The following is a 23,428-nucleotide window of genomic DNA, read 5'->3' on the forward strand; positions in this document are numbered from 1 at the left end:
AGACTCCTTAATGGAAACTGTGTTCTTCGCCCGGATAGACCCCGGATTCAACTTCGGCAATATACTGCCGTACCGCGGCGCGGATGTCGCCCGCTTCGGCAAGGAAATTCTTGGCGAATTTAGGGATGTGGCCGCCGGTGATCCCGAATGCGTCATGCATCACCAGGATCTGCCCGTCGGTGACGTTGCCCGCGCCGATGCCGATCACCGGAATGGTCAGGGCTTCGGTAATGCGTTTCGCCAGTTCTACCGGCACGCACTCCAGCACCAGCAGCTGCGCGCCAGCCGCTTCCAGCGCTAACGCGTCTTCAAACAAGGTCTGCGCCGCATCGCCGCGCCCCTGCACTTTATACCCGCCGAATACGTTTACCGACTGCGGCGTGAGGCCGAGGTGGCCGCAAACCGGCACCGCGCGTTCCGCCAGCATCTTCACGGTATCGGCCAGCCAGGCGCCGCCTTCGAGTTTGACCATATTGGCGCCAGCGCGCATCACGATGGCCGCATTTTCGAAGGTCTGTTCGGGAGTGGCGTAGGCCATGAAAGGCAGGTCGGCAAGCAGCAGGCTGTTCGGCGCACCGCGGCGGACGGCGCGGGTGTGATAGGCGATATCTTCCACGGTGACCGGCAGGGTGGAGTCGTGACCCTGTACCGTCATTCCCAGGGAATCGCCCACCAGCAGCACATTAATGCCTTCATCGGCGAACAGCTTCGCGAAGCTATGGTCGTAGGCGGTAATGGTGGCAAAGCGCTTCTTTTCCTGTTTGCATTTCTGCAGCAGGGCAATGGTGGTCGGTTTCATAACATTTCCTGATGATGAAAGTCATATTAACCGGCATTCTAACAGCAGCATTCAGAGGGGCAATGATTTTGGGCAACCGATTACGACGATCGCCGCAAATGCTAAAAAAGGGAGAGGGGATTACCAGCTCGCGGGTTTTTCCGCGCCCAGATTATCCAGCACGGCGCGCAGCGCAGGGCCGTCAGGAAAATGGAGATCCGGGGCGATCTCGAACAGCGGCCAGAGCATAAAGCCGCGGTTTTTCATATCGTAGTGCGGAACGGTCAGGCGCGGGCTATTGATGACCTCATCGCCAAACAGCATGATGTCGAGGTCGAGCGTGCGCGGTCCCCAGCGTTCAGCTTTGCGCACCCGACCCTGCTGCAGCTCGATGCGCTGAGTGTGATCGAGCAGCGCATCGGGCGCCAGGGTGGTTTCCAGCGCGACGGCGGCGTTGAGATAGTCCGGCTGATCCTGCGGGCCTAGCGGCGGCGTGCGGTAGAACGAAGAGACGTTCAACACGCGGCTGTGCGGAATATCGCCCAGCGCGCGGATGGCCGCCTGCACCTGCTCCAGCGGAGAAGCAAGGTTACTGCCAAGCGCGATATAGACCAGAGTCATGCGTTACCCTGACGCGGCGCGCGTTTGCGCGGACGGCGGTGGCGACGGCGTGGCGCCGGATCGTCCCCGAGGTCGTTGAGCATGTCTTTTTGTTCCGGCGGCGCGGCAACCTGGAATTCGCCCCACCATTTGGTCAGGCGCTGCAGTTCGCTGTTGTTTTCCGCCCCGGCACGCAGCTCCAGCAGATCGTAGGCGGCACGGAATTTCGGATGTTCCATCAGCTTCCAGGCGCGTTTGCCCTGACGACGGGACATGCGCAGCTGCAGCTGCCAGATATCACGAATAAGGGTAGTGATGCGTTTAGGGATCGCCAGCGTACGGCAGGCTTCGTCCAGGACATCGTTCATCGCCAGGGCGAAGGCGTCATAGTACGCCAGACCGCTCTCCTGGGCGATTTTTTGCGCCGTCTCCAGCAGTGGATACCAGAACATCACCGCGAAGAGGAAAGCCGGATTGACGCGCATGTCGTTATGAATGCGGGTATCGGTGTTCTTCAGCACCTGGCTGATGATCCGCTCCATCGGGCTGTCGCCGCGCTCGGTAAAGTAGCGAGTGATGGTCGGGAACAGCGGTTGGAACAGGTTGTATTCCCGCAGCAGCATATAGGTCTGGTAGCCATACCCGGCCTGCAGCAACTTAAGCACTTCTTCGAACAGGCGTGCCGGCGGCACGTCGTGGAGCAGGGTGGCCAGGCGCGGCAGCGGTTCAGCCGTTTCCTGGCTGATGCTCATATCCAGCTTGGCGGCAAAGCGCACCGCGCGCAGCATGCGCACCGGATCTTCGCGATAGCGGGTTTCCGGATTGCCGATCAGGCGGATCACGCCGTCCTGCAGATCCTTCATGCCGCCGACGTAGTCGCGAACGGTAAAGTCAGCCACGCTGTAATAAAGGCTATTGATGGTGAAGTCGCGACGCTGGGCATCCTCTTCGATCGAGCCGAAGATGTTATCGCGCAGCAGCATGCCGTTCTGGCCCTGCTGGGAGGTCACGCGATCGGTGGTGTGCCCTTCGTGATGGCCGCGGAAGGTGGCGACTTCAATGATTTCCGGCCCGAACATGACGTGTGCCAGGCGGAAACGTCGCCCGACCAGACGGCAGTTGCGGAACAGCTTGCGCACCTGATCCGGCGTGGCGTTGGTGGTGACGTCAAAATCTTTCGGCTTTTTGCCAAGCAGCAGGTCGCGGACACCGCCGCCGACCAGCCAGGATTCGTAGCCTGCCTTGTTGAGGCGGTACATGACCTTGAGGGCGTTTTCACTGATATCTTTGCGGGAAATAGCATGCTGCTCACGCGGGATCACCGTCATAGGCATGGGTTCGACGGCGGCTTCTGCCTCGCGCTCCTCACGGCTTAGCACCTTACGGCAAAAATTAGCGACTCGGGTAAAAATGGTGCACCTCGTAGTGTCAGACGGACTTCAGATCAACTGTACAGTATAAAAATAGCGGCTAATCATAGCTCAGCGGGAGCCATTTGAGAATGCTCGATTTTTGCGGGCTGCCAGTTGGCGACGGCCTGACTGAGTAAATCGTCAATGCTCAGGGCTTGCCAGTCCTGGGCGATGTCCTGATTAAGAAACCGGAGCGCCCGGACAATTTCGGGGCGCGGATCGCCTTCCGGCAGCGCCGGTGCGTGGTTTTGTTTAGAGAGTTTATTCCCGTCAGCATTGAGGGCCAGCGGCAGATGGAGGTAGTCCGGCGCCTGCCAGCCAAAATGCTGATACAGTGAAATCTGCCGGACCGTCGGCTCAATCAGGTCAGCGCCGCGGACGATCTCGGTGATCCCCTGAAAGTGGTCATCAACCACCACCGCCAGGTTGTAGGCAAACAGGCCGTCGCGACGGTGGATAATAAAATCCTCGCGCGCCAGCGGCTCATTGGCGATGAGCGTACCGTGCAGGCGATCGGTGAACTGCAACACCGGACGGGTCTGGCGTAGACGCAGCGCGGCGTTTTCCGCCCCCAGCCCGAGGTCGCGGCAGTGACCATCGTAGATCCCACCTACGGCATGGATCCGCGCGCGGGTGCAGGTGCAGTAATAGCTCAGCCCTTGTTCACCCAGCCAGGCCAGCGCCTCGCGGTAAGCTTCATGTCGTTGCGACTGCCAGAGCACGTCGCCGTCCCAGTGCAGACCGTAGTGGTCAAGCTGGCGCAGAATGGTGTCGGCGGCCCCGGGGACTTCGCGCGGCGGGTCGATATCTTCAATACGAACGCGCCAGATACCCTGGTTCGCGCGGGCTTGCAGGTAGCTGCCGAGCGCGGCAATCAAAGAGCCGAAGTGGAGTTCACCGGAGGGGGAGGGAGCAAAGCGCCCAATATAGCGTGAGTCAGTCATGTTACGGACAACAGAACCAGGCGGGAGAGACTCCCGCCAGAGAGTGAGGCAGCAGGGGATTAGCCCGCCATCTGTTTTTCGCGAATTTCCGCCAGGGTTTTGCAGTCAATGCACAGATCCGCAGTCGGACGCGCTTCCAGACGGCGAATGCCGATCTCCACGCCGCAGGATTCGCAGTAGCCGAAGTCTTCATCTTCAACTTTTTTCAGCGTTTTCTCGATCTTTTTGATCAGTTTACGTTCGCGGTCGCGGTTACGCAGTTCCAGGCTGAACTCTTCTTCCTGGGCGGCACGGTCTACCGGATCCGGGAAGTTGGCAGCTTCATCCTGCATGTGCGTTACGGTGCGATCCACTTCATCCCTGAGTTGATTACGCCATGCTTCAAGAATACGCTTGAAGTGCGCCAGCTGGGCTTCGTTCATATACTCTTCGCCCGGCTTCTCTTGGTACGGCTCCACCCCAGCGATGGCGAGAATACTCAGGGACGATGTTTTACGGTTTTGCCCTTCTTGCATGTTGCTTCTCCTTAACACGCACTATCGATCCCCATGTGGGGGAAAATCAGGCCGCTATAAATAGCAGATGCTTTTCCGGATAGCAATTATCTAAACGTTACACTTGACAACCCTGTGAAGAAAAGCGTATTCGCGCTTGCGACCCGAACACTATTTAGCCACTTATTTACCGGGGTTTAACACCACGGCAATCGGCTTATTCAGAGTCATCTTCGTCGTAGAAAGTTCCGCCTTCCAGGCGAGAATTTCCACCCCCTTGTCGCGGGCTTCTGTTAACAGCTGTGCGTATCTGGCATCAATATGATGCGCGGGGGAGAAACGGTCAATTGCCGAATGCAAAACGGCAAATAAAATCACCGCACGGTCGCCATTCGCCGCGACGGCCATCAGCTCCCGCAGGTGCTTCTGGCCGCGCGTGGTCACCGCATCGGGAAAATAACCGTATTCTTTCTCCGCCAACGTAACCGATTTCACTTCAATATAGCAGTTTTGTCGGTCATCTGCCTGCAACATAATATCGATACGGCTATTCTCTTCGCCATATTTCACTTCGCTTTTCAGTTGGTTATAGCCTGAAAGCTCAGGGATTATTCCGGCGGAAATCGCCTCTTTTGCCAGCGAATTCGCGCGCAGTGTATTGACGCAAATAACCGCACCCTGCTGCGTTTCAGTTAATTCCCAGGTATGGGCATATTTGCGCTTCGCATTGTCAGAAGTGGAATACCAGACGGTGTCGCCCGGGGCGGCGCAACCGGTCATTGCGCCGGTATTGGGGCAGTGAAGCGTCAGCTCACGGCCATCGGGGGTAACCACGTCAGCAAGAAATCGTTTGTAACGTTTAAGCAAAATAGCGGGTTGTAACGGCGGATCAAACTGCATCAACTTTCCTTATGAAACGGATAACGTTCCAGCGCCGTGTAGCGCGTGCGCCCGCGGCCAAAGCTGGACTCATAGAGCACGAACTCGTTCACCGGAAACGACCAGTGAAAGCCGGGGGCCGGGATCGGCACCGCCTGGCGGGCATCGCGCCACAGGGTAATATGTGGATGAAACGGCTGCGGGCTTTGATAGCAGCCGCTGCGTGCCGCCTGAGCGCGCAGCATACTGGCGAGCTGCAGCAGGCCGCGCGGCGGCTGACGGGTTCCGAGCCAGACCACCCGCGAGCGCAGCCACTGTCCGGCATCGTCCAGCGTCAGGGTAAAGCCCGGCTGACGGAGGCGGCCGGCGAGGGCGGCCAGCGCCCGCTGTTTTTCCGCGCTCACCTCGCCGAGAAACGCCAGCGTCAGATGGAGGTTATCCGCCGCGACGGGCCTGCCGGCATCCTCGGGGAAGTGGCTTGCCCGCCACTGGACAATCTGTTTCTGGACGGCAGGCGGCAGTTCAATCGCAAAAAACAGCCTTTTCGGCTCAGACATGATAGAGACTCGGTAATGAATTAGGGGGATGCTACAATGCGAGCCCCTGAATGTTAACCCCCGGAGCCTTTTGTGTCCTTATTGCCGGTTGCCGCCGTCCTCCCAGAACTGTTATCCGCCCTGCAGCACGCGCCGCAGGTTTTGCTTAACGCGCCGACCGGCGCCGGGAAATCGACCTGGCTGCCGCTGCAGATCCTCGCCGAGGGCAACATCGCGGGACGCATTATCCTGCTGGAGCCGAGGCGCCTGGCGGCGCGTAATGTCGCGCAGCGGCTGGCTGAAGTACTTGGCGAAAAGCCGGGCGAGACCGTGGGTTACCGCATGCGCGCCGAAACCTGCGTTGGGCCGCAGACCCGCCTTGAGGTGGTTACGGAGGGGATCCTGACGCGCATGATCCAGCGCGATCCGGAGCTGGCGGGCGTGGGGCTGGTGATCCTCGATGAGTTTCACGAACGCAGCCTGCAGGCGGATCTGGCGCTGGCCTTGCTGCTCGACGTCCAGCAGGGATTGCGTGACGATCTCAAGCTGCTGATCATGTCGGCGACCCTCGACAACGATCGCCTGCAGCGTCTGCTTCCTGAGGCGCCAGTGGTGGTCTCGGAGGGGCGCGCTTATCCGGTGGAGCGCCGTTTCAACCCGCTTCCCACGCACCAGCGTTTTGATGAGGCCGTGGCGGTGGCGGCAGCGGAGCTGTTGCGTCATGAACAGGGGTCGATGCTGCTGTTTCTACCCGGCGTCGGCGAGATCCAGCGCGTTCTCGACCAGCTGACGGAGCGCGTGGCGGAGGATGTCATCCTCTGCCCGCTGTATGGCGCGTTGCCTTTAAGCGAGCAGCGTAAAGCGATCCTCCCGGCGCCGGTCGGGAAGCGCAAAGTGGTGCTGGCCACCAACATTGCCGAGACCAGTCTGACCATCGAGGGGATCCGCCTGGTGGTCGACAGCGCCCAGGAGCGGGTCGCCCGCTTTGACCCGCGCACCGGGCTGACCCGGCTGGTGACGCAGCGCATTAGCCAGGCATCAATGACGCAGCGCGCCGGACGCGCCGGTCGTCTCTCCCCGGGGATCTGCCTGCATTTGCTCGGCAAAGAACAGGCCGAACGGGCGGCGGCGCAGAGCGAGCCGGAGATCCTGCACAGCGATTTGTCGGCGCTGCTGCTGGAGCTGCTGCAGTGGGGCTGCCACGATCCGTCCGCGCTGGCCTGGCTGGATCAGCCGCCGGCGGTCAACCTGGCCGCCGCGCGCCGCCTGCTGGCGGCGCTCTCGGCGCTGGACGGCGATCGGTTGTCGGCGTTTGGCCGCAAAATGGCGACCCTTGGCAACGAGCCGCGACTGGCGGCGATGCTGGCCGCCGCGCAGACCGATGACGAGGTGGCAACGGCGGCAAAGCTGGCAGCGATCCTCGAGGAGCCGCCGCGCGGCGGGGTGGCGGATTTGGGCGCCGTCTTTTCCCGTCAGCAGGCCAACTGGCAGCAGCGGGCGCAGCAGCTGATGAAGCGTCTGGCCCGCCGCAGCGGCCAGCCCGATGCCGGACGATTAGCGGGGCTGCTGGCGTCGGCCTTCGCCGATCGCATCGCCCGCCGCCGCGGTCAGGAGGGGCGCTACCAGCTGGCGAACGGCATGGGCGCGATGCTGGACGCCGACGACGCGCTGGGCCGCCATGAGTGGCTGATCGCTCCGTTGCTGCTGCAGGGCAGCGCCTCGCCGGATGCCCGCATGCTGTTGGCTCTGCCAGTGGATATCGGTGAGCTGATCGCCGCCCGTCCTGAACTGGCGAAAAGTTCCGACACGGTGGAGTGGGATGAAGCGCAGGGGACCCTGAAAGCCTGGCGGCGGACGGTGATAGGCCAGCTGGTGATCAAGACCCAGCCGCTGGCGAAACCCTCTGAGGTGGAGCTGCATCAGGCGATGCTCAACGGGATTCGTGAGAAAGGCCTCAGTGTGCTCAACTGGACGCCAGAGGCTGAGCAGCTGCGCCTGCGGCTACAGTGTGCGGCGCAGTGGCTGCCGGAAGAGGCGTGGCCCGCGGTGGATGACGCTTCGCTGTTGGCCTCGCTGGAGGCATGGCTGCTGCCGCAGATGAACGGCGTTCACTCGCTGCGGGCGCTGAAGGCGCTGGATCTGCGTCAGGCGCTACAGGACTGGCTACCGTGGCCGCTGCGCCAGAAGCTGGATCGCGAGCTGCCGACGCACTATACCGTGCCGACCGGCAGCCGTCTGGCGATCCGTTACCATGCGGAGAACCCGCCGGCGCTGGCGGTGCGTATGCAGGAGATGTTCGGCGAGGCCGCGACGCCGGTTATCGCTGAAGGGCGGGTGCCGCTGGTGCTGGAGCTGCTGTCGCCCGCCCAGCGTCCGCTGCAGATCACCCGCGATCTGAGCGCCTTCTGGCAGGGGAGCTATCGCGAGGTGCAGAAAGAGATGAAGGGACGCTACCCGAAACACGTCTGGCCGGACGATCCGGCTAACACCGCCCCGACCCGCCGCAGCAAAAAATATTCGTAGCCGCTAGACCATCTGCTGCCAGAGAAAAATTCCCCCTCCGGCCAGCGCCAGCCAGGGGCCGAAGGCCAGCGGCTGCTGCAGCGACTGCCGGGACCACAGGCGTTGCAGCAGGGTCCACACCAGTCCGCTGGCCGAAGCGAGCAATAGCACCTGCGGCAGGACCTGCCAGCCGCACCAGGCGCCCAGCGCCGCCAGCAGCTTAAAATCGCCATAGCCCAGCGCCTCTTTTCCGGTCAGCAGGCGGAACAGCCAGTAGACCGACCACAGCGCCAGATAACCGGCCATCGCCCCGGCGACCGCGTCCGGCAGCGCAATGTACACCTCGTTAAGATTGAACAGCAGCCCGGCCCACAGCAGGGGCAGAGTCAGACGGTCAGGCAGCAGCTGGGTCCGGGCGTCAATCCGCGCCAGCATCAGCAGGAACGAAAGCAGCACCAGGCCGCCCGCCAGCGGCAGGCCCGGCGCGAGCAATGCCCCGGCAAGCATAAACAGCAGGCCGGTGGCCAGCTCGGTCAGCGGATAGCTCCACGCGATGGGCGCCTGACAGCAGCGGGCGCGGCGGCCCAGCCAGAGAAAGCTGAGCAGCGGGATATTGTCCCGCCAGGCGATCGGCTGGCGGCACTGCGGGCAGGATGAGCCCGGGGTGCTGAGGGTTATCCGCTCGTCGTCCGCGGTCTGGGTCAGCATGCGCGGCAGGCGATAGATCACCACGTTGTAAAAGCTGCCCAGCGCCAGGCCGAACAGCAGCAGGAAGCCATACCAGATAAGAGGGAAATGCAGCGATAATGCCGTTAATGTCGTCATTTTTACTCCTGGTGTAACCATTTTCCCTGAATCTGCCACGGTGTGCGGCCCGACTCGTTTTTAGCGGCGGGGCGCGTGACCAGCAGCGCCAGCAGGGGCGGCATCCCCTGCCGGGGCTGCAGCGTACCGCGAAACAGATAGCGGCCATCGGGCGACAGGGTGCCCTGACCGCTGAGGCTCAGCTGATGAGAGTCCTGGCGGAGGGTCAGCGCCACGGCGCCGTCTGCCGTACAGCGGAAGGTGCCATTGACCTGGGCCAGCTCCAGGCTGCCGACCGGGGAATGCAGTCGGGCCTGCCGCCACTGCGCGCCTCCGGCGGTGATTTGCTGGCAGCGCCCCTCGCTGAAGTGCGCTTCGGCCAGGCTGAAAGTGACCTCTCCCGCGGCGCTGACGGGCATGGTCGACATCAGCCAGCGGCTGAGCAGGCTGGCGGGGGCGGTGAGCCGCCCCTCCTGCAGGCGCAGATCGCGCAGGCCCCACAGCCGGGCCTGACCCTCCACACCGCGGGGATCGCTGAGAGAGACCTGCCAGCCAGCCAAGGTCAGCGACCACGCCAGTCGTTCAAGCCGTTCGCCATGCCAGTAGACCGGCTGCGCCGCGCCGCGCCAGACGCTGCCGCTAAGGCTGCCCACCTGTACGCCGGGCGGCAGCATCGGGACCAGCAGGCGCGCCGGGGCGGTAGCAGCCAGCCACAGCAGATAGAGCGCCAGCAGCAGCGCCACCGCGATCCCTTTAGCTTTCATCGTCGCGCTCCAGCAGCAGATGGTTGACCGTGACCCAGCCCGGCCGCGACGGCTGCCTGGTCACGGACAGGGAGATCGCGTTGACGCCGCGCATCGCCGGGGCGTCGAGCCACGCCATCAGCGCCTGGAAGGTGCAGGGCTGGAGGGTGACCTGCAGACGTTTTCCCTGCGGCTGCAGGCGGGCGACGGCCAGCCCGTGGCTCGCCGCCTCGCGCATCACCAGGGCGGTGAGCGCCTCTTTTGCCGCCGGCGTGGGCTGCTGGCTGAGCTGCTGCAGGCGCGGAGTCTGCTGCGTCATCCAGCGCAGGCTGGCCTGCTCTTTCATCAGGGTTTGTCGCCACTGCGCCTCACGGGCTCGCCAGGGCTGCCACAGTCCGTACCAGAGAGCGCATACCACCAGCAGCCCCGCGAGGCACAGCAGCAGGCGCTGCTCGGACGGCGTGCGCTGCCGCCACCAGATAAGCAGATTAGCCATTGTTTTCCTCCAGCGTCAGTTGTCCCTCAATGCCATCCGGTTTCGTGGTCATGTCGCCTGGCCGGACGCGAAACCGCGGCTGCGCCCGCTGGGTGAACTGCTCCAGCGCCCGGGAAGAGACCGCGGCGATATCCAGCTGCAGACGGTTGCCCGCGGCATCCCAGCTCAGCGCCCGCAGGCGGATCCCCGGCGTGTCGCTGAGGATGTTTTGCAGCGCGCTGAGGCGATCGACGAGGGGGGCATGCTGCGCCTGACGGGCGAGGGTTTGCAGGTGTTGCTGCATCTGCAGTCGCGGATTAATCACCTTTTTCTCCGTCGGAAACCAGCGGTGATAGAAGGCCCGGCTGGCCTGCTGCGCCGCCTCGGCCTGACGCGCCAGATCGAGATGGTCCAGCACGCTGTTTGTCCCCACCAGTAACGCCAGAGCCAGCGCGGCATACTGCGCCGAACGCCAGGTCGCCTGTGCAGGCCGCCGCCGACGGACGGCGAATTCCCCCTGCAGCAGACTGAGCTTCTGCGCTGCCGGATGGCGTGCGGCAAGGGGCAGCAATGTCTGCGCAGGTTGCGCCCGCCAGACGCCCGGCGCTGCGGGCGGCGGTGAATAGCTGTCGATGACTTGCTCTTCCGCCTCGCTCTGCAGCAGCTCCGTCAGCCAGACGTTTTCCGCCGCCATGCCGCCCCACTGCTGGTGGCGGATCAGCCACTGTTCGTCCACCTGCACCGCGCTCCACGCGGGCGGATGCCAGGGCAGGGCCAGCACGTCGGGCGTCAACGCCAGGGGCCGAAGGGAGAGCGACTCGCAGCGGGCCAGCCAGTCACGCATTTTTTGCCGCTGTACGGCGACGATCTCGCACTGCGCCTGCTGGCGGTGGAGCAGGGCAAAATGGGTGGCTTCGACATCGTCGGCCAGCTGCTCTTCCAGCAGGAATGGGGCGACCTGCAGCGGCGGTTTACGCAAGCCCGCCGGCAGGGTGAGCGAGTGAAACGCGCAGTCGCTGGCCGGGATTAGCACCCAGGCGGGGTAGTGCGCCGCCAGCGCCGGGAAAGGGCTGGCGTCGTCAGCCGGCCACCGGCCGCTGGCCTCGTGGTGCGGCTCGCCGGGGGCGAAGAGTTGCCAGTGCAGCGGCGCCTGCCCGGGGGCGAAGCGCACGATCAGCGTGGCCTGGGGAGAAGCGTTAAACTTATTCATCGACCACCATAGAAAGTCCATATCGCCGCTGGACGACGGTAAACGTGCGCCCCTCCTGTTGCAGGACGCTGTGCAGCTGAAAGCGAAGATTGCCGGTCACCACGGTAAAGGCGGCGATAAAGCGCGTGCTGTGCACCGTCAGCCAGGGGCGGGCAAGCGTGGTATCGGTTTTCTGCAGCGTCGGCTGCGCGAGAAACGCAGCGACGCTGCTCCACCCGGTTCGTGGGCGGTTGTGCAGCAGCTGTTGCGCCTCCTGCAGCGTCAGCTCGCCGGGAAAGAGGGCCACCAGCAGAGCGGCCTGGGAGGGCCGCAGGGTGTTGACATTGACCTGCAGCGCGTCATCCGGCTGGACGCAGACGAAGGGGAGCAGGCGCTGATAGAGCGCGGCGTCCATACCCGCCAGCAGGCGCAGCTCGCTGACATCCTGCATCGGCTGGTTGGCGGCGAGATAGCCTGGGGTTTGCGCCATATAGACCTCATCCTCTGCTCCGTTCAGCCGCGGCTGGCCGTCGCTGTCCGTCCAGTCGCCAAGGGCGGCGGCGATCTGGCTGGCGCGCAGCGGTGACTCGCCGAGCAGCGCCAGCAGCCGGACGAAGACGTCGGTCGGGTAGGGCGTTCCGCTGCTGGTTTCATCCGCGCGATGATTGATGGCATTGAGGTTAAAGCAGGCGTGCCCGTCGCGGATCGTCGCGAGGATTTCGCCATCGTCGAGGGTAAAGCGGCGCCCCTCCTGCGCCCAGCTTTGCGCCAGGTTCGTTTGACTGGGTGAGTCCAGCGCGTCGCGTTGCAGGAGCGCGGCGGCCATATTTTCCGCCGCCAGGGCATACCATCTGGCCTGCAGATTATCGAGGGTCACGGCGGTATGCTGATACATGACCGCGGTGCGTTCGGTCATGGCGCTGACGAGGATCATCATCAGGGCGAGGATGAACAGCACCATCAGGAGCGCGACGCCGCGTTGCCGATTTTTCACTGGCTGCCTCCCGGGGTGAGTAAAAACAGGCGGGTGATCTCCCCGCTTTTCGCCAGCGTCAGGGTGATCTCCAGCCCCTGCGGCAGCGTCTGCGAGCGATCCCAGGTCTCCTGCCAGCGTCCGTCGGCGTAGAACCGCAGGCGAAACGCTGTCACCTCGCGCAATACCACCCGAACCGTCGGCTGGCTGCCGGTCAGCGGATCCTGCTGATCGAAGCTCAGTCGCTCAAGCTGCTGCTGACGCAGACGGTAGCTGACGTTCTGGATCTCCGAGCGCGGGAGGATCCCCAGCGGGTTCGGCCAACCGCTGCGGCTGAAGGCCAGCCCCCAGTCGTCGCTCTGCAACTGGAAACGTCCGGCGAAGAAAAGCGTGTCGCTGTTTCTGGCGCGACGGGGAATGATGTGGGTGACATCGTCGGCGATCTGGCGAAAGGCGCGCTGGAGGGCAGCGATCTGCTGGCTCTTCTCGCGGGTCAGGCCATCGGCACGGATGACGTTCTGCAGTACCATCACGGCGGCGGCGCTAAGGACGGCGAGGATAGCCAGCGCCAGCAACGTTTCAATCAGGGTGAAACCGCGCATCCTGGTTATCATGGCGGCGTCACCCAGGTGCGCAGGGTCGCCAGCGGCGCGGGATCGCTTTTTTGCCGCCGGACCTCCACGTCCAGCGCCCGCAGCTGCGGCAGCGCGGTTTCCACTCCCTGCCAGCGGACAAACCAGCGCGTTCCGGCGGCTTCCACGGTGGTTTCGGACCAACTGAGGGCGGGCCAGCGTTTCTCCAGCCGCAGCTGCACCAGCTGATTATCCGCCAGCCAGCTGGCGAGGATTTTCTCTTCCATACGCCCAAGCTGGCGCGTCTGCTGCAGGGTGGACTGCATCACCGCCAGACCGGCGAGGGCGAAAATCACCAGCGCGACCATCACTTCGATAAGCGTCATCCCGGCCTGGCGTTTCATGGCTGCTCCCGCGCCGCCAGCGGCTGGCTGTCACCCTGGGCGTCGATGGTGATGCCCGTCGCGGCGTCAATCCGCAGCTGAAACGGTGTGACTTCGCCGCCTGGGAAGATCAGCACGTCGGGCTGCTCGCCTGGCGTCCACGCCTGGCCGTCGGGAAAGCGCAGCGTCAGCCTGGTCCGGGGGAGGGTTTCCGCCGTGGTGACGCGTCCGGCCTGCAGCGGCAGCCACTGCGCGTTGCCCCACCGGTCGTCAGCCGCCGCCGGAGCGTCTTCGTCGGCAGGCTGCAGGCGCATAAACTGCCAGCGGTCAGGGTGGATGACGATCCCGAAGAGCTGACCGGTTTGCTGCCCGCGCTCACGGACAAAATCCAGCTGCGCCTGAAAGCGCGCCAGGATCTGTGTGGCCTCCTGGGTGCGGGCGGAGGGAAACGCCAGCAGCACCATGCTGGCGCTGACGCCAATCAGCAGCAGGACCAGCATCATCTCAAGGAGCGTGAAACCGCGCTGAGACACTATTTCTTCCCGAGGGTCCAGTTGCCGATATCGTCATTGGTGTCGGGCATCCCGTCCGGACCGACGCTGAAGACGTCGATGGCGCCATGCTGACCCGGGCTTAACAGTTGATACTCATTTCCCCACGGGTCCTGCGGCAGGCGGCGGATATAGCCGCCTTCCGGGTAGTTGCGGGCGTGCGGCTCGGCGGCCGGGGCGGTCACCAGCGCCTGCAGTCCCTGCTCGGTGTTGGGGTAGCGGCTGTTGTCCAGTTTATACATATCCAGCGCCCCCTCGAGCGCCACCAGATCGCTGACGACTTTCTGGCGGTCCGCTTTCTCCTTGTTGCCCATCAGGTTGGGCACCACCAGGCTGGCGAGAATGCCGAGAATGACGATCACCACCATAATTTCCAGTAACGTGAAACCGCGTTGCCGTTGCATAGTTTTCTCCATTAATACAGTTACATACTCATAAGGGTGTTCAGTTGCAGGATCGGCTGCAGGATGGCCAGCACGATAAACAGCACCATGCCGGCCATGGTGACCACCAGCAGGGGTTCAAACAGACTGAGGCCCATCTGGATCTGCGCGCTCAGCTCCCGGTCCTGGTTCTCCGCCGCGCGCTCCAGCATCGCGGTCAACTCGCCGCTTTGCTCTCCGCTGGCGATCATGTAGCGCATCATCGGCGGGAACAGGGCGGTGGATTCCAGCGCCCGATGCAGACTGACGCCTTCGCGTACCGATTCGCTGGCCGCCGCCAGCTGGCTGCGCGCCCAGGCGTTGCTGAGGACGCCGGCGCTGATGCGCATCGACAGCAGTAGCGGCACCGCGCTGGCATTGAGAATGCTTAAGGTGCGGGCGTAGCGTGCGCTGTTCACGCTGCGGGCCACGCGGCCGATGACCGGCAGGCGCAGCAGCATCCGGTCCCAGGCGAGCCGCCGGGCGGGCTGGCGCAGCAGATAACGCAGCGTCAGCAGCGCCAGTAGCGACAGCAGCACCAGCCAGGGCCCCGCGCTACGCACGATATCGCTCAGGCTCATCAGCAGCCGGGTGGAGAACGGCAGGGCCTGTTTCAGATGAACAAACTGCTCAACGACTTTTGGGACCACAGTGGAGAGCAGAATAGCGATCACGCTGATGGCGACCAGCGTTAGCACGATGGGATAGATCATTGCCTGCTGCAGGCGGGTGCGAAGCTGCTGGCGCTGCTCGGTATAGTCCGCCAGCCGGTTCAGCACGCCGTCGAGATGGCCGGAGGTTTCGCCAGCCGCCACCATAGCGCAGAACAGCCCGTCGAAGCAGGCGGGATAGCCGCGCATCGCCTCTGCCAGCGAATGGCCTTCGAGTACTTTGCTGCGCACCCCGGCCATTAACGTTCTCAGCGGCGCCTTTTCGCACTGCTGGGCGACGGCATCGAGCGCCTTTTCCAGCGGGATCCCGGCGGCGACCAGGGTGGCCAGCTGGCGGGTGAGCAGGGCTAAATCACCGGCGCTGGTACGCCGGGTGAGGGAACCGCTGCGCCACAGCCAGCGCGCCGGGTCGGCGGCGGTCACTTCCAGCGCCAGCCAGCCGTTGTCCCGCAGCAACTGGCGGGCGTGGCGGGCGGAGTCGGCCTGCTGAACGCCGCGGCGGGTTTTACCCTGCGGGTCCAGCGCCTGATAGCGAAACAGGGCCATCTCAGAGGCTTTCCGTCGTTTGCTGTTCGGTGACCCGCATCACCTCCTCCCAGCTGGTGATCCCCGCCAGCGCTTTGTCACGTCCGGCATGACGCAGGGTCTGCCAGGCTGGCCCCAGCTGCTGGATCAGGGTGATCTCATTCTCGCCGCGGTGGATGGCGGCGCGGACGCGGTCGTCGATGGGCAGCAGTTCATGGATCCCGGTACGCCCGCGATAGCCGGTGAAATTACACTCCGCGCAGCCTGTTGGCTGCCACAGCGGCGTGCCGGTAGGGACCGCCATCTGCCGGGCGGTGTCGGCATCCGCCTGCGTGGGTTGACGGCAGTGCGGGCACAGTTGGCGCACCAGCCGCTGCGACATCACCGCCAGCAGCGAAGTTGAGAGTAAAAAGGGCTCTACGCCCATATCCTGCAGACGGGAAATGGCGCCCAGCGCGCTGTTGGTGTGCAGGGTCGACAGCACCAGGTGTCCGGTCAGCGAGGCCTGGACGGCGATCTGGGCGGTTTCGCCATCGCGGATTTCCCCCACCAGTACCACATCCGGATCCTGGCGCAGTATGGCGCGCAGGCCGCGGGCGAAAGTCATATCGACTTTGGCGTTGACCTGAGTCTGGCCGATGCCCTCCAGCTCATACTCCACCGGATCTTCAATGGTCATGATATTGCGTTCGTGGGCGTCGAGGCGGCTGAGGGCGGCATACAGGGTGGTGCTTTTCCCCGACCCGGTCGGCCCGGTGACCAGAATAATGCCGTGTGGCCGGGCGATCAGCGCGTCGACCCGATCGAGCAGGGCCGGGGGCATGCCCAGCGTCAGCAGATCCAGGTTGACGCTGTTTTTGTCCAGCAGGCGCAGGACGACGCGTTCGCCGTGGCTGGAGGGCAGGGTGGAGACGCGGACGTCGATCGCCCGCCCGCCGATGCGCAGCGCCATCCGCCCATCCTGAGGGATCCGTTTTTCAGCGATATCCAGGCTGGCCATCACCTTGATACGCGAAATTAACAGCGCGGCCAGCCGCCGCTGCGGGCGCAGGATTTCGCGCAGCACGCCGTCGACGCGAAAGCGGATCTGCAGATGGCGCTCATAGGTTTCGATATGGATATCCGAGGCTTTCTCTTTGATGGCCTCGGTGAGCATGGCGTTGATCAGGCGGATGATCGGCGCGTCGTCCTCGCTGTCGAGCAGATCGTCGGTGTCCGGCAGCTCTTCGGCGAGGGTATAGAGGTCGAGCTCATTGCCGATATCGGCCATCATGCGGTGCGCTTCCGCCGAGTCGCGCTGATAGCTGAGCACCAGCACTTTCTCGAACGCGTCCGGCGCCAGACGGCTGACGCTCATCGGCCCGTCTGCCAGGCGACGCGCTTCCAGCAGCGCCCGGGCGGCGGTATCAGCGCGGCACAGCGCTTCGCAGCGTTCGCCGTCGCTGAGCAGCACAAGATGATGCGCGCGGGCCCAGGCAAAGGGTAGCAGCGGACGGCGTTCGGCGACTGGCGTCATGGGCGGCCTCCGAGGTTAAAGGCGTCAATGGCGGCGCTGACCTGGCGGAAGGCCTGGGTCTCCTGCTGGGGATAGATGTGCAGCAGATCGTTGCTGAGCGTCGCTTCGCTGCTGTCTTTGCCCCGCTGTTTGGTTTGCGCATTGTCGAATGCGGTGTACTGGCCGGAAGAGGCCTGACGGTACTCATCACGATCGCGAATGATGGTCGGGCGGATAAACAGCATCAGGTTGCGTTTCGACACTTTCTTGCTCTCGGAGCGGAACAGGGCGCCGATCACCGGGATGTCGCCGAGCAGCGGCACTTTGTCGGCGGTATCGGTGACGCTTTTATCCAGCAGCCCGCCAACCACCACCGTTTCACCGCTGCCGACCAGCACGGCGTTATTCACCGTCCGGGTATTGAAGGTCGCGCCGAGATCGCTACTGGTGCTGGAGGCCGAGTCGGCGACGCTCGATACCTCCTGCTCAATTTCCAGCAGCACGGCATCGCCTTCGTTAATCTGCGGTTTCACCTTCAGCTTAATGCCGACGGTTTTGCGCTCGACGGTATTAAAAATGTTGTCGCCGGAGGTGGTTTGCGAGCCGGTTAATACCGGAACTTCCTGGCCGACGTTAAAGGTGGCTTGCATGTTGTCGAGGGTCACGATGCTGGGGGTGGCCAGAATATCGTTCTTGGTACTGCTGGAGAGGGCGGTGAGCAGCATCGCCCAGTTCCCCTGATAGAAGCCAGCGGCGATACCGTTAAACGAGCCCAGAGCGCTGGCCAGCGAGCTGCTGACGGTACCGTCTTTGTTGTACTGATTGGCGCCAGCGATAACCGTGGAGATCGGCAGCCCGCTGTTGGTGAACTGGGTCATGCCGGCGTTTTTATTGGCCCACTGGATACCGAGGTTGAGGCCGTCGGCATCCTGCACTTCGGCGATAATCGCCTCCACCAGCACCTGCGGGCGGCGGATATCGAGCTGGGCGATCACCCGCTCGAGATCGTTCATCACGTCCGGCGCCGCGGTGACGATCAGGGCGTTGGTCTGGCCGTGGGCTTTGATAATGATATTTTTGTCGATCGCGGCCACTGGCTTGACGCTTTGCTTATCGCTCTGCAGCGAGCTGCTGATCCCGGTGAGGACCTCCACCAGATCGGCGGCTTTGGCGTACTTCAGGTAGATGACTTTGGTGTTGCCCTGTACCGCCTGCTGGCGGTCGAGCTGTTTGATCATGGCGATAATGCGCTGGCGCGAGTTCGGCTCACCGCTGACCAGTACCGCGTTGGTGCGCTCATCGGCCACCACGTTCGCCACCATCGAGCCCGGCAGCGCCGACTTGCTGCTGTCTTTATTGAGCTCGGTAACCAGCTTGACCACCTCCGCGGCGGAGGCCCAGGAGAGGGGAACGGTCACCACGCTGCGATCCCCGGCGTTGTCGACGCGCTCGACAATGGTCAGCAGGCGTTTGATGACCGCTGCGCGGCCGGTCATCAGCAGCACGTTGGAGGGCTCATAATGGACCACGCTGCCGGCGCCGGCGTTATCGTTCAGCTGGCGGAGCAGCGGGGCGAGATCGCGGGCGGCGACGTTGGTCAGGGGCACCACCCGGGTGACCACTTCATCGCCTTCGCCCGGTGCAGCCTCGCTGGCGACCGGGACGGCCGAGGTTTTCGCATCTTTAGCACGCACCACCTTCAGTACGCCGTTATTCATATTGATCACGGCGAAGCCATACACATCCAGCACGCTAAGGAAGAATTGATAATATTGCTCTTCATTGAGCATATCGTAACTGCGTACGGTAATGGTGCCGCGCACGCTGGGATCGATAATCACCGTTTTATTCAGGTTTTTGCTAACGGTATTGATAAACTCCTGGATATCGGTGCCTTTAAAGCTGGCGGAAAATTCTTCTGCGATGGCCGGGCGAAATAGCAGCGGCGTTAATATCAGCAGAACAGTCAGCATTTTCCGCAGTCGTTTTATGGTTGGCAATTATTCATCCCCCAGCGCGAAAGCGATATCGTGTCGTTGACCTTCTCGCTCAACGGTCAGCGTTATTTCGGTCTGTTCATTCAGGTGTTGCAGCGCCTGCTGTGCTTGCGCCTGATCGCGCAAATCAATGCCGTTTAGGGCAATGGCTAAATCATTTTCCTGCAGGCCAGACTGACGAAATAGCGCGGCGTCTTTGCCTGGATTAAGGCGATAGCCCTGCAGTTTGTCGCCACTGAGCACCGGCGAAATAGATAAATAAGTGAGGATATTTTGCGGCTGTTCGCGGAGTTGCTTCACAAGAGGCGGAGTGGCCGCTGTAGCGGGCGATGACGACGGCGCGCGGGTATCGTTAAATAACAAAATGGCCTCTTTGCGTCCCTGATAGTTAACGATGATCCGGTCGGGAAGAATAGCGACGATCCGCGCATCGTACCCCGGGACAGTATCGCCGGAACTAAGGCTAACCTGCTGATTTCCTTTTTCTATAATGGCGATGGATCGCGCCGGGTTACTGCTGGCGAGCAGACCCGTAAGGCGTAGTTTCAGGCTGGAAACCGGCACCTGATTGAGGTGGGTTGCATCCGTTGGCGCAGGGCTGTTTTTTGCCGCCAGACCAAACAGGGTAAATACGGGCCGTTCGGTTTTTAATTCCGACTCCGCCATTGGAGAAGCGGTTAATGGCAGGGCAGAAATATCCTCAGGACTGACAGGGAATACCACGCGCCAGGTTAATTTCGCCAACTGGGGGATAGCGGTTATTAATATGATGAGCGTCACAATTTGTGGTAATAATTTAATTATCCCTTTATTTATATTTGTTAACCCCATCACAGAAACTGGCATTTTAATTCCTTTGCTAATTTATTTTTCTGCACGTTGGCGTAATACCCTACCGAAACAGGTAGGTGATTATTGGCTTTTGAATTATTTATTGCCGGAGAGTGGCGATAAGCGTGGCGAATCATAATCAGTTTGCGGTTTCGGGTCGTCATTCCCTTTATTGATTTACTCCCCCGGCTTCCTACGCCCCCCTCTCATTTGTGGGGGATGATTGCGCCCCGGAAAGCAAAAATATCTAATTAGCGCGCTGTAAAGATATTCATCCTTTCTTACCTTTTATAATTTAATAAGCATATTAGGGACTATCGAATGCTCAGATATACCTGTCATGCCCTATTTCTTGGATCGTTAGTATTATTGAGTGGCTGTGATAACAGCTCTTCCTCTTCACCCTCTGGCTCACCGGGTTCACCAGGCAATCCTGGCAACCCAGGTACTCCCGGCACGCCCGACCCGCAGGATGTGGTCGTCCGCTTACCGGACGTTGCCGTCCCTGGCGAAGCGGTGCAGGCTTCCGCCAACCAGGCTGTCATTCACCTTGTCGATATCGCCGGCATCACCAGCAGCACGCCGGCCGACTATGCGACTAAAAACCTCTATCTGTGGAATAACGAAACCTGTAATGCGCTGAGCGCGCCGGTGGCGGACTGGAATGATGTCAGCACCACGCCGACCGGCAGCGACAAATATGGCCCTTACTGGGTGATCCCGCTGACTAAAGAGAGCGGATGTATCAACGTTATCGTGCGCGATGGCACCAATAAGCTGATCGACAGCGACCTGCGCGTCTCTTTTGGCGATTTCACCGATCGCACGGTATCGGTCATCGCCGGCAACAGCGCGGTCTATGACTCCCGCGCCGACGCTTTCCGCGCCGCCTTTGGCGTGGCGCTGGCCGATGCGCACTGGGTCGATAAAACCACCCTGCTGTGGTCGGGCGGAGAGAATAAACCGATTGTTCGTCTCTACTACAGCCACAGCAGTAAGGTGGCCGCCGACAGCAAGGGCGAATTTACCGATAAATATGTCAAGCTGACCCCCACCACTGTCAGTCAGCAGGTGAGCATGCGCTTCCCGCATCTCGCCAGCTATCCTGCCTTTAAGCTGCCGGATGATGTCAACGTCGATGAATTGCTGCAGGGCGAGGCGGTGGCGATATCTGCGGAAAGCGATGGGATCCTGAGCTCCGCCACCCAGGTGCAGACCGCTGGCGTGCTGGACGATACCTATGCCGCCGCCGCCGAGGCACTGAGCTACGGCGCCCAGCTAACCGATAGCGGCGTGACCTTCCGCGTCTGGGCACCCACGGCGCAGCAGGTCGAACTGGTGGTCTACAGCGCCGACAAGAAAGTGGTGGCCAGCCATCCGATGACCCGCGACAGCGCCTCCGGCGCCTGGTCATGGCAGGGGGGAAGCGACCTGAAGGGCGCGTTCTACCGCTACGCGATGACGGTCTACCACCCGCAGTCGCGTAAAGTCGAGCAGTACGAAGTGACCGATCCCTACGCCCATAGTTTGTCGACCAACTCGGAGTACAGCCAGGTGGTCGATCTCAACGACAGCGCGCTGAAGCCGGAAGGCTGGGACGGGCTGACGATGCCGCACGCGCAGAAAACCAAAGCCGACCTGGCGAAAATGACGATCCACGAGTCGCATATTCGCGATCTCTCCGCCTGGGATCAAACCGTTCCCGCTGAACTGCGCGGTAAATATCTGGCGCTCACCGCCCAGGAGAGCAATATGGTCCAGCATCTGAAACAGCTGTCGGCCTCGGGCGTGACGCATATTGAGCTGCTGCCGGTCTTCGATCTGGCGACGGTCAATGAGTTCAGCGACAAAGTCGCCGATATTCAGCAGCCGTTCAGTCGCCTGTGCGAGATCAACAGCGCGGTGAAGAGCAGCGAGTTCGCGGGCTATTGCGACAGCGGTTCGACGGTCGAAGAGGTGCTGACCCAGCTGAAGCAGAACGACAGCAAGGATAACCCGCAGGTGCAGGCGTTGAATACGCTGGTGGCGCAGACCGACTCCTATAACTGGGGCTACGATCCGTTCCACTACACGGTGCCGGAAGGATCCTACGCCACCGATCCGGAAGGCACGGCGCGCATTAAAGAGTTCCGCACCATGATTCAGGCGATCAAGCAGGATCTGGGAATGAACGTCATCATGGACGTGGTGTATAACCACACCAACGCCGCCGGCCCGACCGACCGCACCTCGGTGCTGGATAAGATCGTCCCCTGGTACTATCAGCGCCTGAATGAAACCACCGGCAGCGTGGAATCGGCTACCTGTTGCTCCGACTCGGCGCCAGAGCACCGGATGTTCGCCAAGCTTATCGCCGATTCACTGGCGGTATGGACCACCGATTATAAGATCGATGGCTTCCGCTTCGACCTGATGGGCTACCATCCGAAAGCGCAGATCCTCTCGGCCTGGGAGCGTATTAAAGCGCTGAACCCGGACATTTACTTCTTTGGTGAAGGCTGGGATTCCAACCAGAGCGATCGCTTTGAAATTGCCTCGCAAATCAATCTGAAAGGCACCGGGATCGGCACGTTCTCCGATCGTCTGCGTGACGCCGTGCGCGGCGGCGGGCCGTTCGATTCCGGCGATGCATTGCGCCAGAATCAGGGGGTGGGCAGCGGCGCCGGCGTTCTGCCGAATGAGCTGACCAGCATGACCGACGATCAGGCGCGCCACCTCGCCGATCTGACCCGTCTGGGCATGGCCGGTAACCTTGCGGACTTCGTGCTGATCGACAAAGACGGCGCGGTGAAGAAAGGCAGCGAGATTGACTATAACGGCGCGCCTGGCGGCTATGCGGCTGACCCGACGGAAGTCGTGAACTATGTGTCAAAACACGACAACCAAACGCTGTGGGACATGATCAGCTACAAAGCTGCTCAGGAGGCGGATCTCGATACCCGCGTCCGGATGCAGGCGGTGTCGCTGGCGACGGTGATGCTCGGCCAGGGGATCGCCTTTGACCAGCAGGGCTCGGAGCTGCTGCGCTCTAAATCTTTTACCCGCGATTCGTATGATTCCGGTGACTGGTTTAACCGCGTGGATTACTCCCTGCAGGACAACAACTACAACGTGGGTATGCCGCGCAGCAGCGATGATGGCAGCAACTATGACATTATCGCCCGGGTGAAAGACGCGGTGGCTACTCCGGGTGAAACGGAGCTCAAGCAGATGACCGCGTTTTATCAGGAGCTGACCGCGCTGCGTAAATCGTCTCCGCTGTTTACCCTCGGTGACGGCGCGACGGTGATGAAGCGCGTGGACTTCCGCAACACCGGCGCCGATCAGCAGACGGGTCTGCTGGTGATGACCATCGATGACGGGATGCAGGCTGGCGCCAGTCTGGACAGCCGTGTCGACGCCATCGTGGTGGCGATCAACGCCGCACCGGAAAGCCGGACGCTGCAGGACTTCGCCGGCACATCGCTGCAGCTGAGCGCCATCCAGCAGGCGGCAGGCGACCGTTCGCTGGCGAGCGGCGTGCAGGTTGCCGCTGACGGCTCGGTCACGCTGCCAGCCTGGTCGGTAGCGGTCCTCGAGCTGCCGCAGGGCGAATCGCAGGGCGCTGGCCTGCCGGTGAGCAGTAAATAAGGTGACGTGGGGTGCCCGTAAG

General features: G+C 62.2%; 23 protein-coding genes. 2 read left to right on the forward strand and 21 right to left on the reverse strand.

The annotated features are described in order from the left end of the window. Positions 1–7: 7 nt before the first annotated feature. From panB to thpR, 7 genes are all read right to left on the reverse strand, one after another. On the reverse strand, positions 8–799 hold the full coding sequence (gene panB, locus CWM54_RS23110; RefSeq protein WP_025714105.1) for a 3-methyl-2-oxobutanoate hydroxymethyltransferase: 792 nt from the start codon (positions 797–799) through the stop codon (positions 8–10). Between the two features lie 120 nt (positions 800–919). Beyond that, the gene (gene folK, locus CWM54_RS23115; RefSeq protein WP_100698614.1) at positions 920–1,399 is read right to left on the reverse strand and encodes a 2-amino-4-hydroxy-6-hydroxymethyldihydropteridine diphosphokinase; all 480 of its coding nucleotides are present in this window, start codon (positions 1,397–1,399) and stop codon (positions 920–922) included. Then, positions 1,396–2,790: a polynucleotide adenylyltransferase PcnB gene (gene pcnB / locus CWM54_RS23120; protein WP_071839121.1), complete on the reverse strand. Its 1,395-nt coding sequence runs from the start codon at positions 2,788–2,790 to the stop codon at positions 1,396–1,398. The genes folK and pcnB overlap by 4 nt, the downstream gene beginning before the upstream one ends. Before the next feature lie 62 nt (positions 2,791–2,852). After that, the gene (gene gluQRS, locus CWM54_RS23125; protein ID WP_061155730.1) at positions 2,853–3,734 is read right to left on the reverse strand and encodes a tRNA glutamyl-Q(34) synthetase GluQRS; all 882 of its coding nucleotides are present in this window, start codon (positions 3,732–3,734) and stop codon (positions 2,853–2,855) included. 59 nt (positions 3,735–3,793) lie between these two features. Next, complete coding sequence (gene dksA, locus CWM54_RS23130; RefSeq protein WP_007749299.1) at positions 3,794–4,249, reverse strand: RNA polymerase-binding protein DksA; 456 nt, start codon at positions 4,247–4,249, stop codon at positions 3,794–3,796. Between the two features lie 162 nt (positions 4,250–4,411). Beyond that, positions 4,412–5,128: a DNA/RNA nuclease SfsA gene (sfsA, locus tag CWM54_RS23135; RefSeq protein WP_008807388.1), complete on the reverse strand. Its 717-nt coding sequence runs from the start codon at positions 5,126–5,128 to the stop codon at positions 4,412–4,414. Then, positions 5,128–5,664 (reverse strand): RNA 2',3'-cyclic phosphodiesterase, encoded by a 537-nt coding sequence (gene thpR, locus CWM54_RS23140; protein ID WP_061155729.1) that lies wholly within the window; start codon positions 5,662–5,664, stop codon positions 5,128–5,130. Before thpR ends, sfsA begins: the two co-directional genes overlap by 1 nt. A 72-nt stretch (positions 5,665–5,736) precedes the next feature. On the opposite strand from thpR, the gene hrpB reads away from it, so the two are divergent. Beyond that, on the forward strand, positions 5,737–8,166 hold the full coding sequence (gene hrpB / locus CWM54_RS23145) for an ATP-dependent helicase HrpB (RefSeq protein WP_100698616.1): 2,430 nt from the start codon (positions 5,737–5,739) through the stop codon (positions 8,164–8,166). Between the two features lie 3 nt (positions 8,167–8,169). Here the strand turns inward: hrpB and CWM54_RS23150 are convergent, their stop codons facing one another. From CWM54_RS23150 to CWM54_RS28840, 14 genes are read right to left on the reverse strand one after another with little or no spacing between them, the layout of a single operon-like run. Beyond that, positions 8,170–8,970 (reverse strand): prepilin peptidase, encoded by an 801-nt coding sequence (locus CWM54_RS23150; protein ID WP_100698618.1) that lies wholly within the window; start codon positions 8,968–8,970, stop codon positions 8,170–8,172. A 2-nt stretch (positions 8,971–8,972) separates the two neighbouring features. Further along, positions 8,973–9,713, reverse strand: a complete 741-nt coding sequence (locus CWM54_RS23155; protein ID WP_100698620.1) for a type II secretion system protein N — start codon at positions 9,711–9,713, stop codon at positions 8,973–8,975. Next, on the reverse strand, positions 9,703–10,188 hold the full coding sequence (locus CWM54_RS23160) for a type II secretion system protein M (RefSeq protein WP_100698622.1): 486 nt from the start codon (positions 10,186–10,188) through the stop codon (positions 9,703–9,705). The genes CWM54_RS23155 and CWM54_RS23160 overlap by 11 nt, the downstream gene beginning before the upstream one ends. Further along, positions 10,181–11,377 carry a type II secretion system protein GspL gene (gene gspL / locus CWM54_RS23165; protein ID WP_100698624.1) on the reverse strand — a complete coding sequence of 399 codons (1,197 nt, stop codon included), beginning with the start codon at positions 11,375–11,377 and terminating at the stop codon, positions 10,181–10,183. The genes CWM54_RS23160 and gspL overlap by 8 nt, the downstream gene beginning before the upstream one ends. Beyond that, a complete protein-coding gene (gspK, locus tag CWM54_RS23170; RefSeq protein WP_100698626.1) occupies positions 11,370–12,350 on the reverse strand; it encodes a type II secretion system minor pseudopilin GspK in 981 nt (326 codons plus the stop codon). The genes gspL and gspK overlap by 8 nt, the downstream gene beginning before the upstream one ends. After that, positions 12,347–12,943, reverse strand: coding sequence for a type II secretion system minor pseudopilin GspJ (gspJ, locus tag CWM54_RS23175; RefSeq protein WP_074386843.1), 597 nt, complete (start codon positions 12,941–12,943; stop codon positions 12,347–12,349). Before gspJ ends, gspK begins: the two co-directional genes overlap by 4 nt. Continuing rightward, positions 12,940–13,305 carry a type II secretion system minor pseudopilin GspI gene (gspI, locus tag CWM54_RS23180; protein WP_004894160.1) on the reverse strand — a complete coding sequence of 122 codons (366 nt, stop codon included), beginning with the start codon at positions 13,303–13,305 and terminating at the stop codon, positions 12,940–12,942. Before gspI ends, gspJ begins: the two co-directional genes overlap by 4 nt. After that, positions 13,302–13,817, reverse strand: coding sequence for a type II secretion system minor pseudopilin GspH (gspH, locus tag CWM54_RS23185; protein WP_008807378.1), 516 nt, complete (start codon positions 13,815–13,817; stop codon positions 13,302–13,304). The genes gspI and gspH overlap by 4 nt, the downstream gene beginning before the upstream one ends. After that, a complete protein-coding gene (gene gspG, locus CWM54_RS23190) occupies positions 13,817–14,239 on the reverse strand; it encodes a type II secretion system major pseudopilin GspG (RefSeq protein WP_002889054.1) in 423 nt (140 codons plus the stop codon). The genes gspH and gspG overlap by 1 nt, the downstream gene beginning before the upstream one ends. Positions 14,240–14,259: 20 nt before the next feature. Then, positions 14,260–15,474, reverse strand: a complete 1,215-nt coding sequence (gene gspF / locus CWM54_RS23195) for a type II secretion system inner membrane protein GspF (RefSeq protein WP_100698628.1) — start codon at positions 15,472–15,474, stop codon at positions 14,260–14,262. A gap of 1 nt (position 15,475) precedes the next feature. Next, on the reverse strand, positions 15,476–16,969 hold the full coding sequence (gspE, locus tag CWM54_RS23200; protein WP_100698630.1) for a type II secretion system ATPase GspE: 1,494 nt from the start codon (positions 16,967–16,969) through the stop codon (positions 15,476–15,478). After that, a complete protein-coding gene (gene pulD / locus CWM54_RS23205; protein WP_165785959.1) occupies positions 16,966–18,939 on the reverse strand; it encodes a GspD family T2SS secretin variant PulD in 1,974 nt (657 codons plus the stop codon). The genes gspE and pulD overlap by 4 nt, the downstream gene beginning before the upstream one ends. A gap of 9 nt (positions 18,940–18,948) precedes the next feature. Then, the gene (gene gspC, locus CWM54_RS23210; protein WP_100698634.1) at positions 18,949–19,791 is read right to left on the reverse strand and encodes a type II secretion system protein GspC; all 843 of its coding nucleotides are present in this window, start codon (positions 19,789–19,791) and stop codon (positions 18,949–18,951) included. Next, entirely contained in the window at positions 19,776–19,913 is a 138-nt protein-coding gene (locus tag CWM54_RS28840; protein ID WP_004219434.1) for a hypothetical protein, read from the reverse strand. Before CWM54_RS28840 ends, gspC begins: the two co-directional genes overlap by 16 nt. A gap of 184 nt (positions 19,914–20,097) precedes the next feature. Here CWM54_RS28840 and pulA point away from each other — a divergent pair, with 184 nt between their 5' ends. Continuing rightward, entirely contained in the window at positions 20,098–23,406 is a 3,309-nt protein-coding gene (pulA, locus tag CWM54_RS23215) for a pullulanase-type alpha-1,6-glucosidase (protein ID WP_100698636.1), read from the forward strand. Positions 23,407–23,428 lie beyond the last annotated feature (22 nt).

The organism is Klebsiella sp. D-Nf1 (assembly GCF_002810515.1).
GTDB classification, from domain to species: Bacteria; Pseudomonadota; Gammaproteobacteria; order Enterobacterales; family Enterobacteriaceae; genus Klebsiella; species Klebsiella variicola.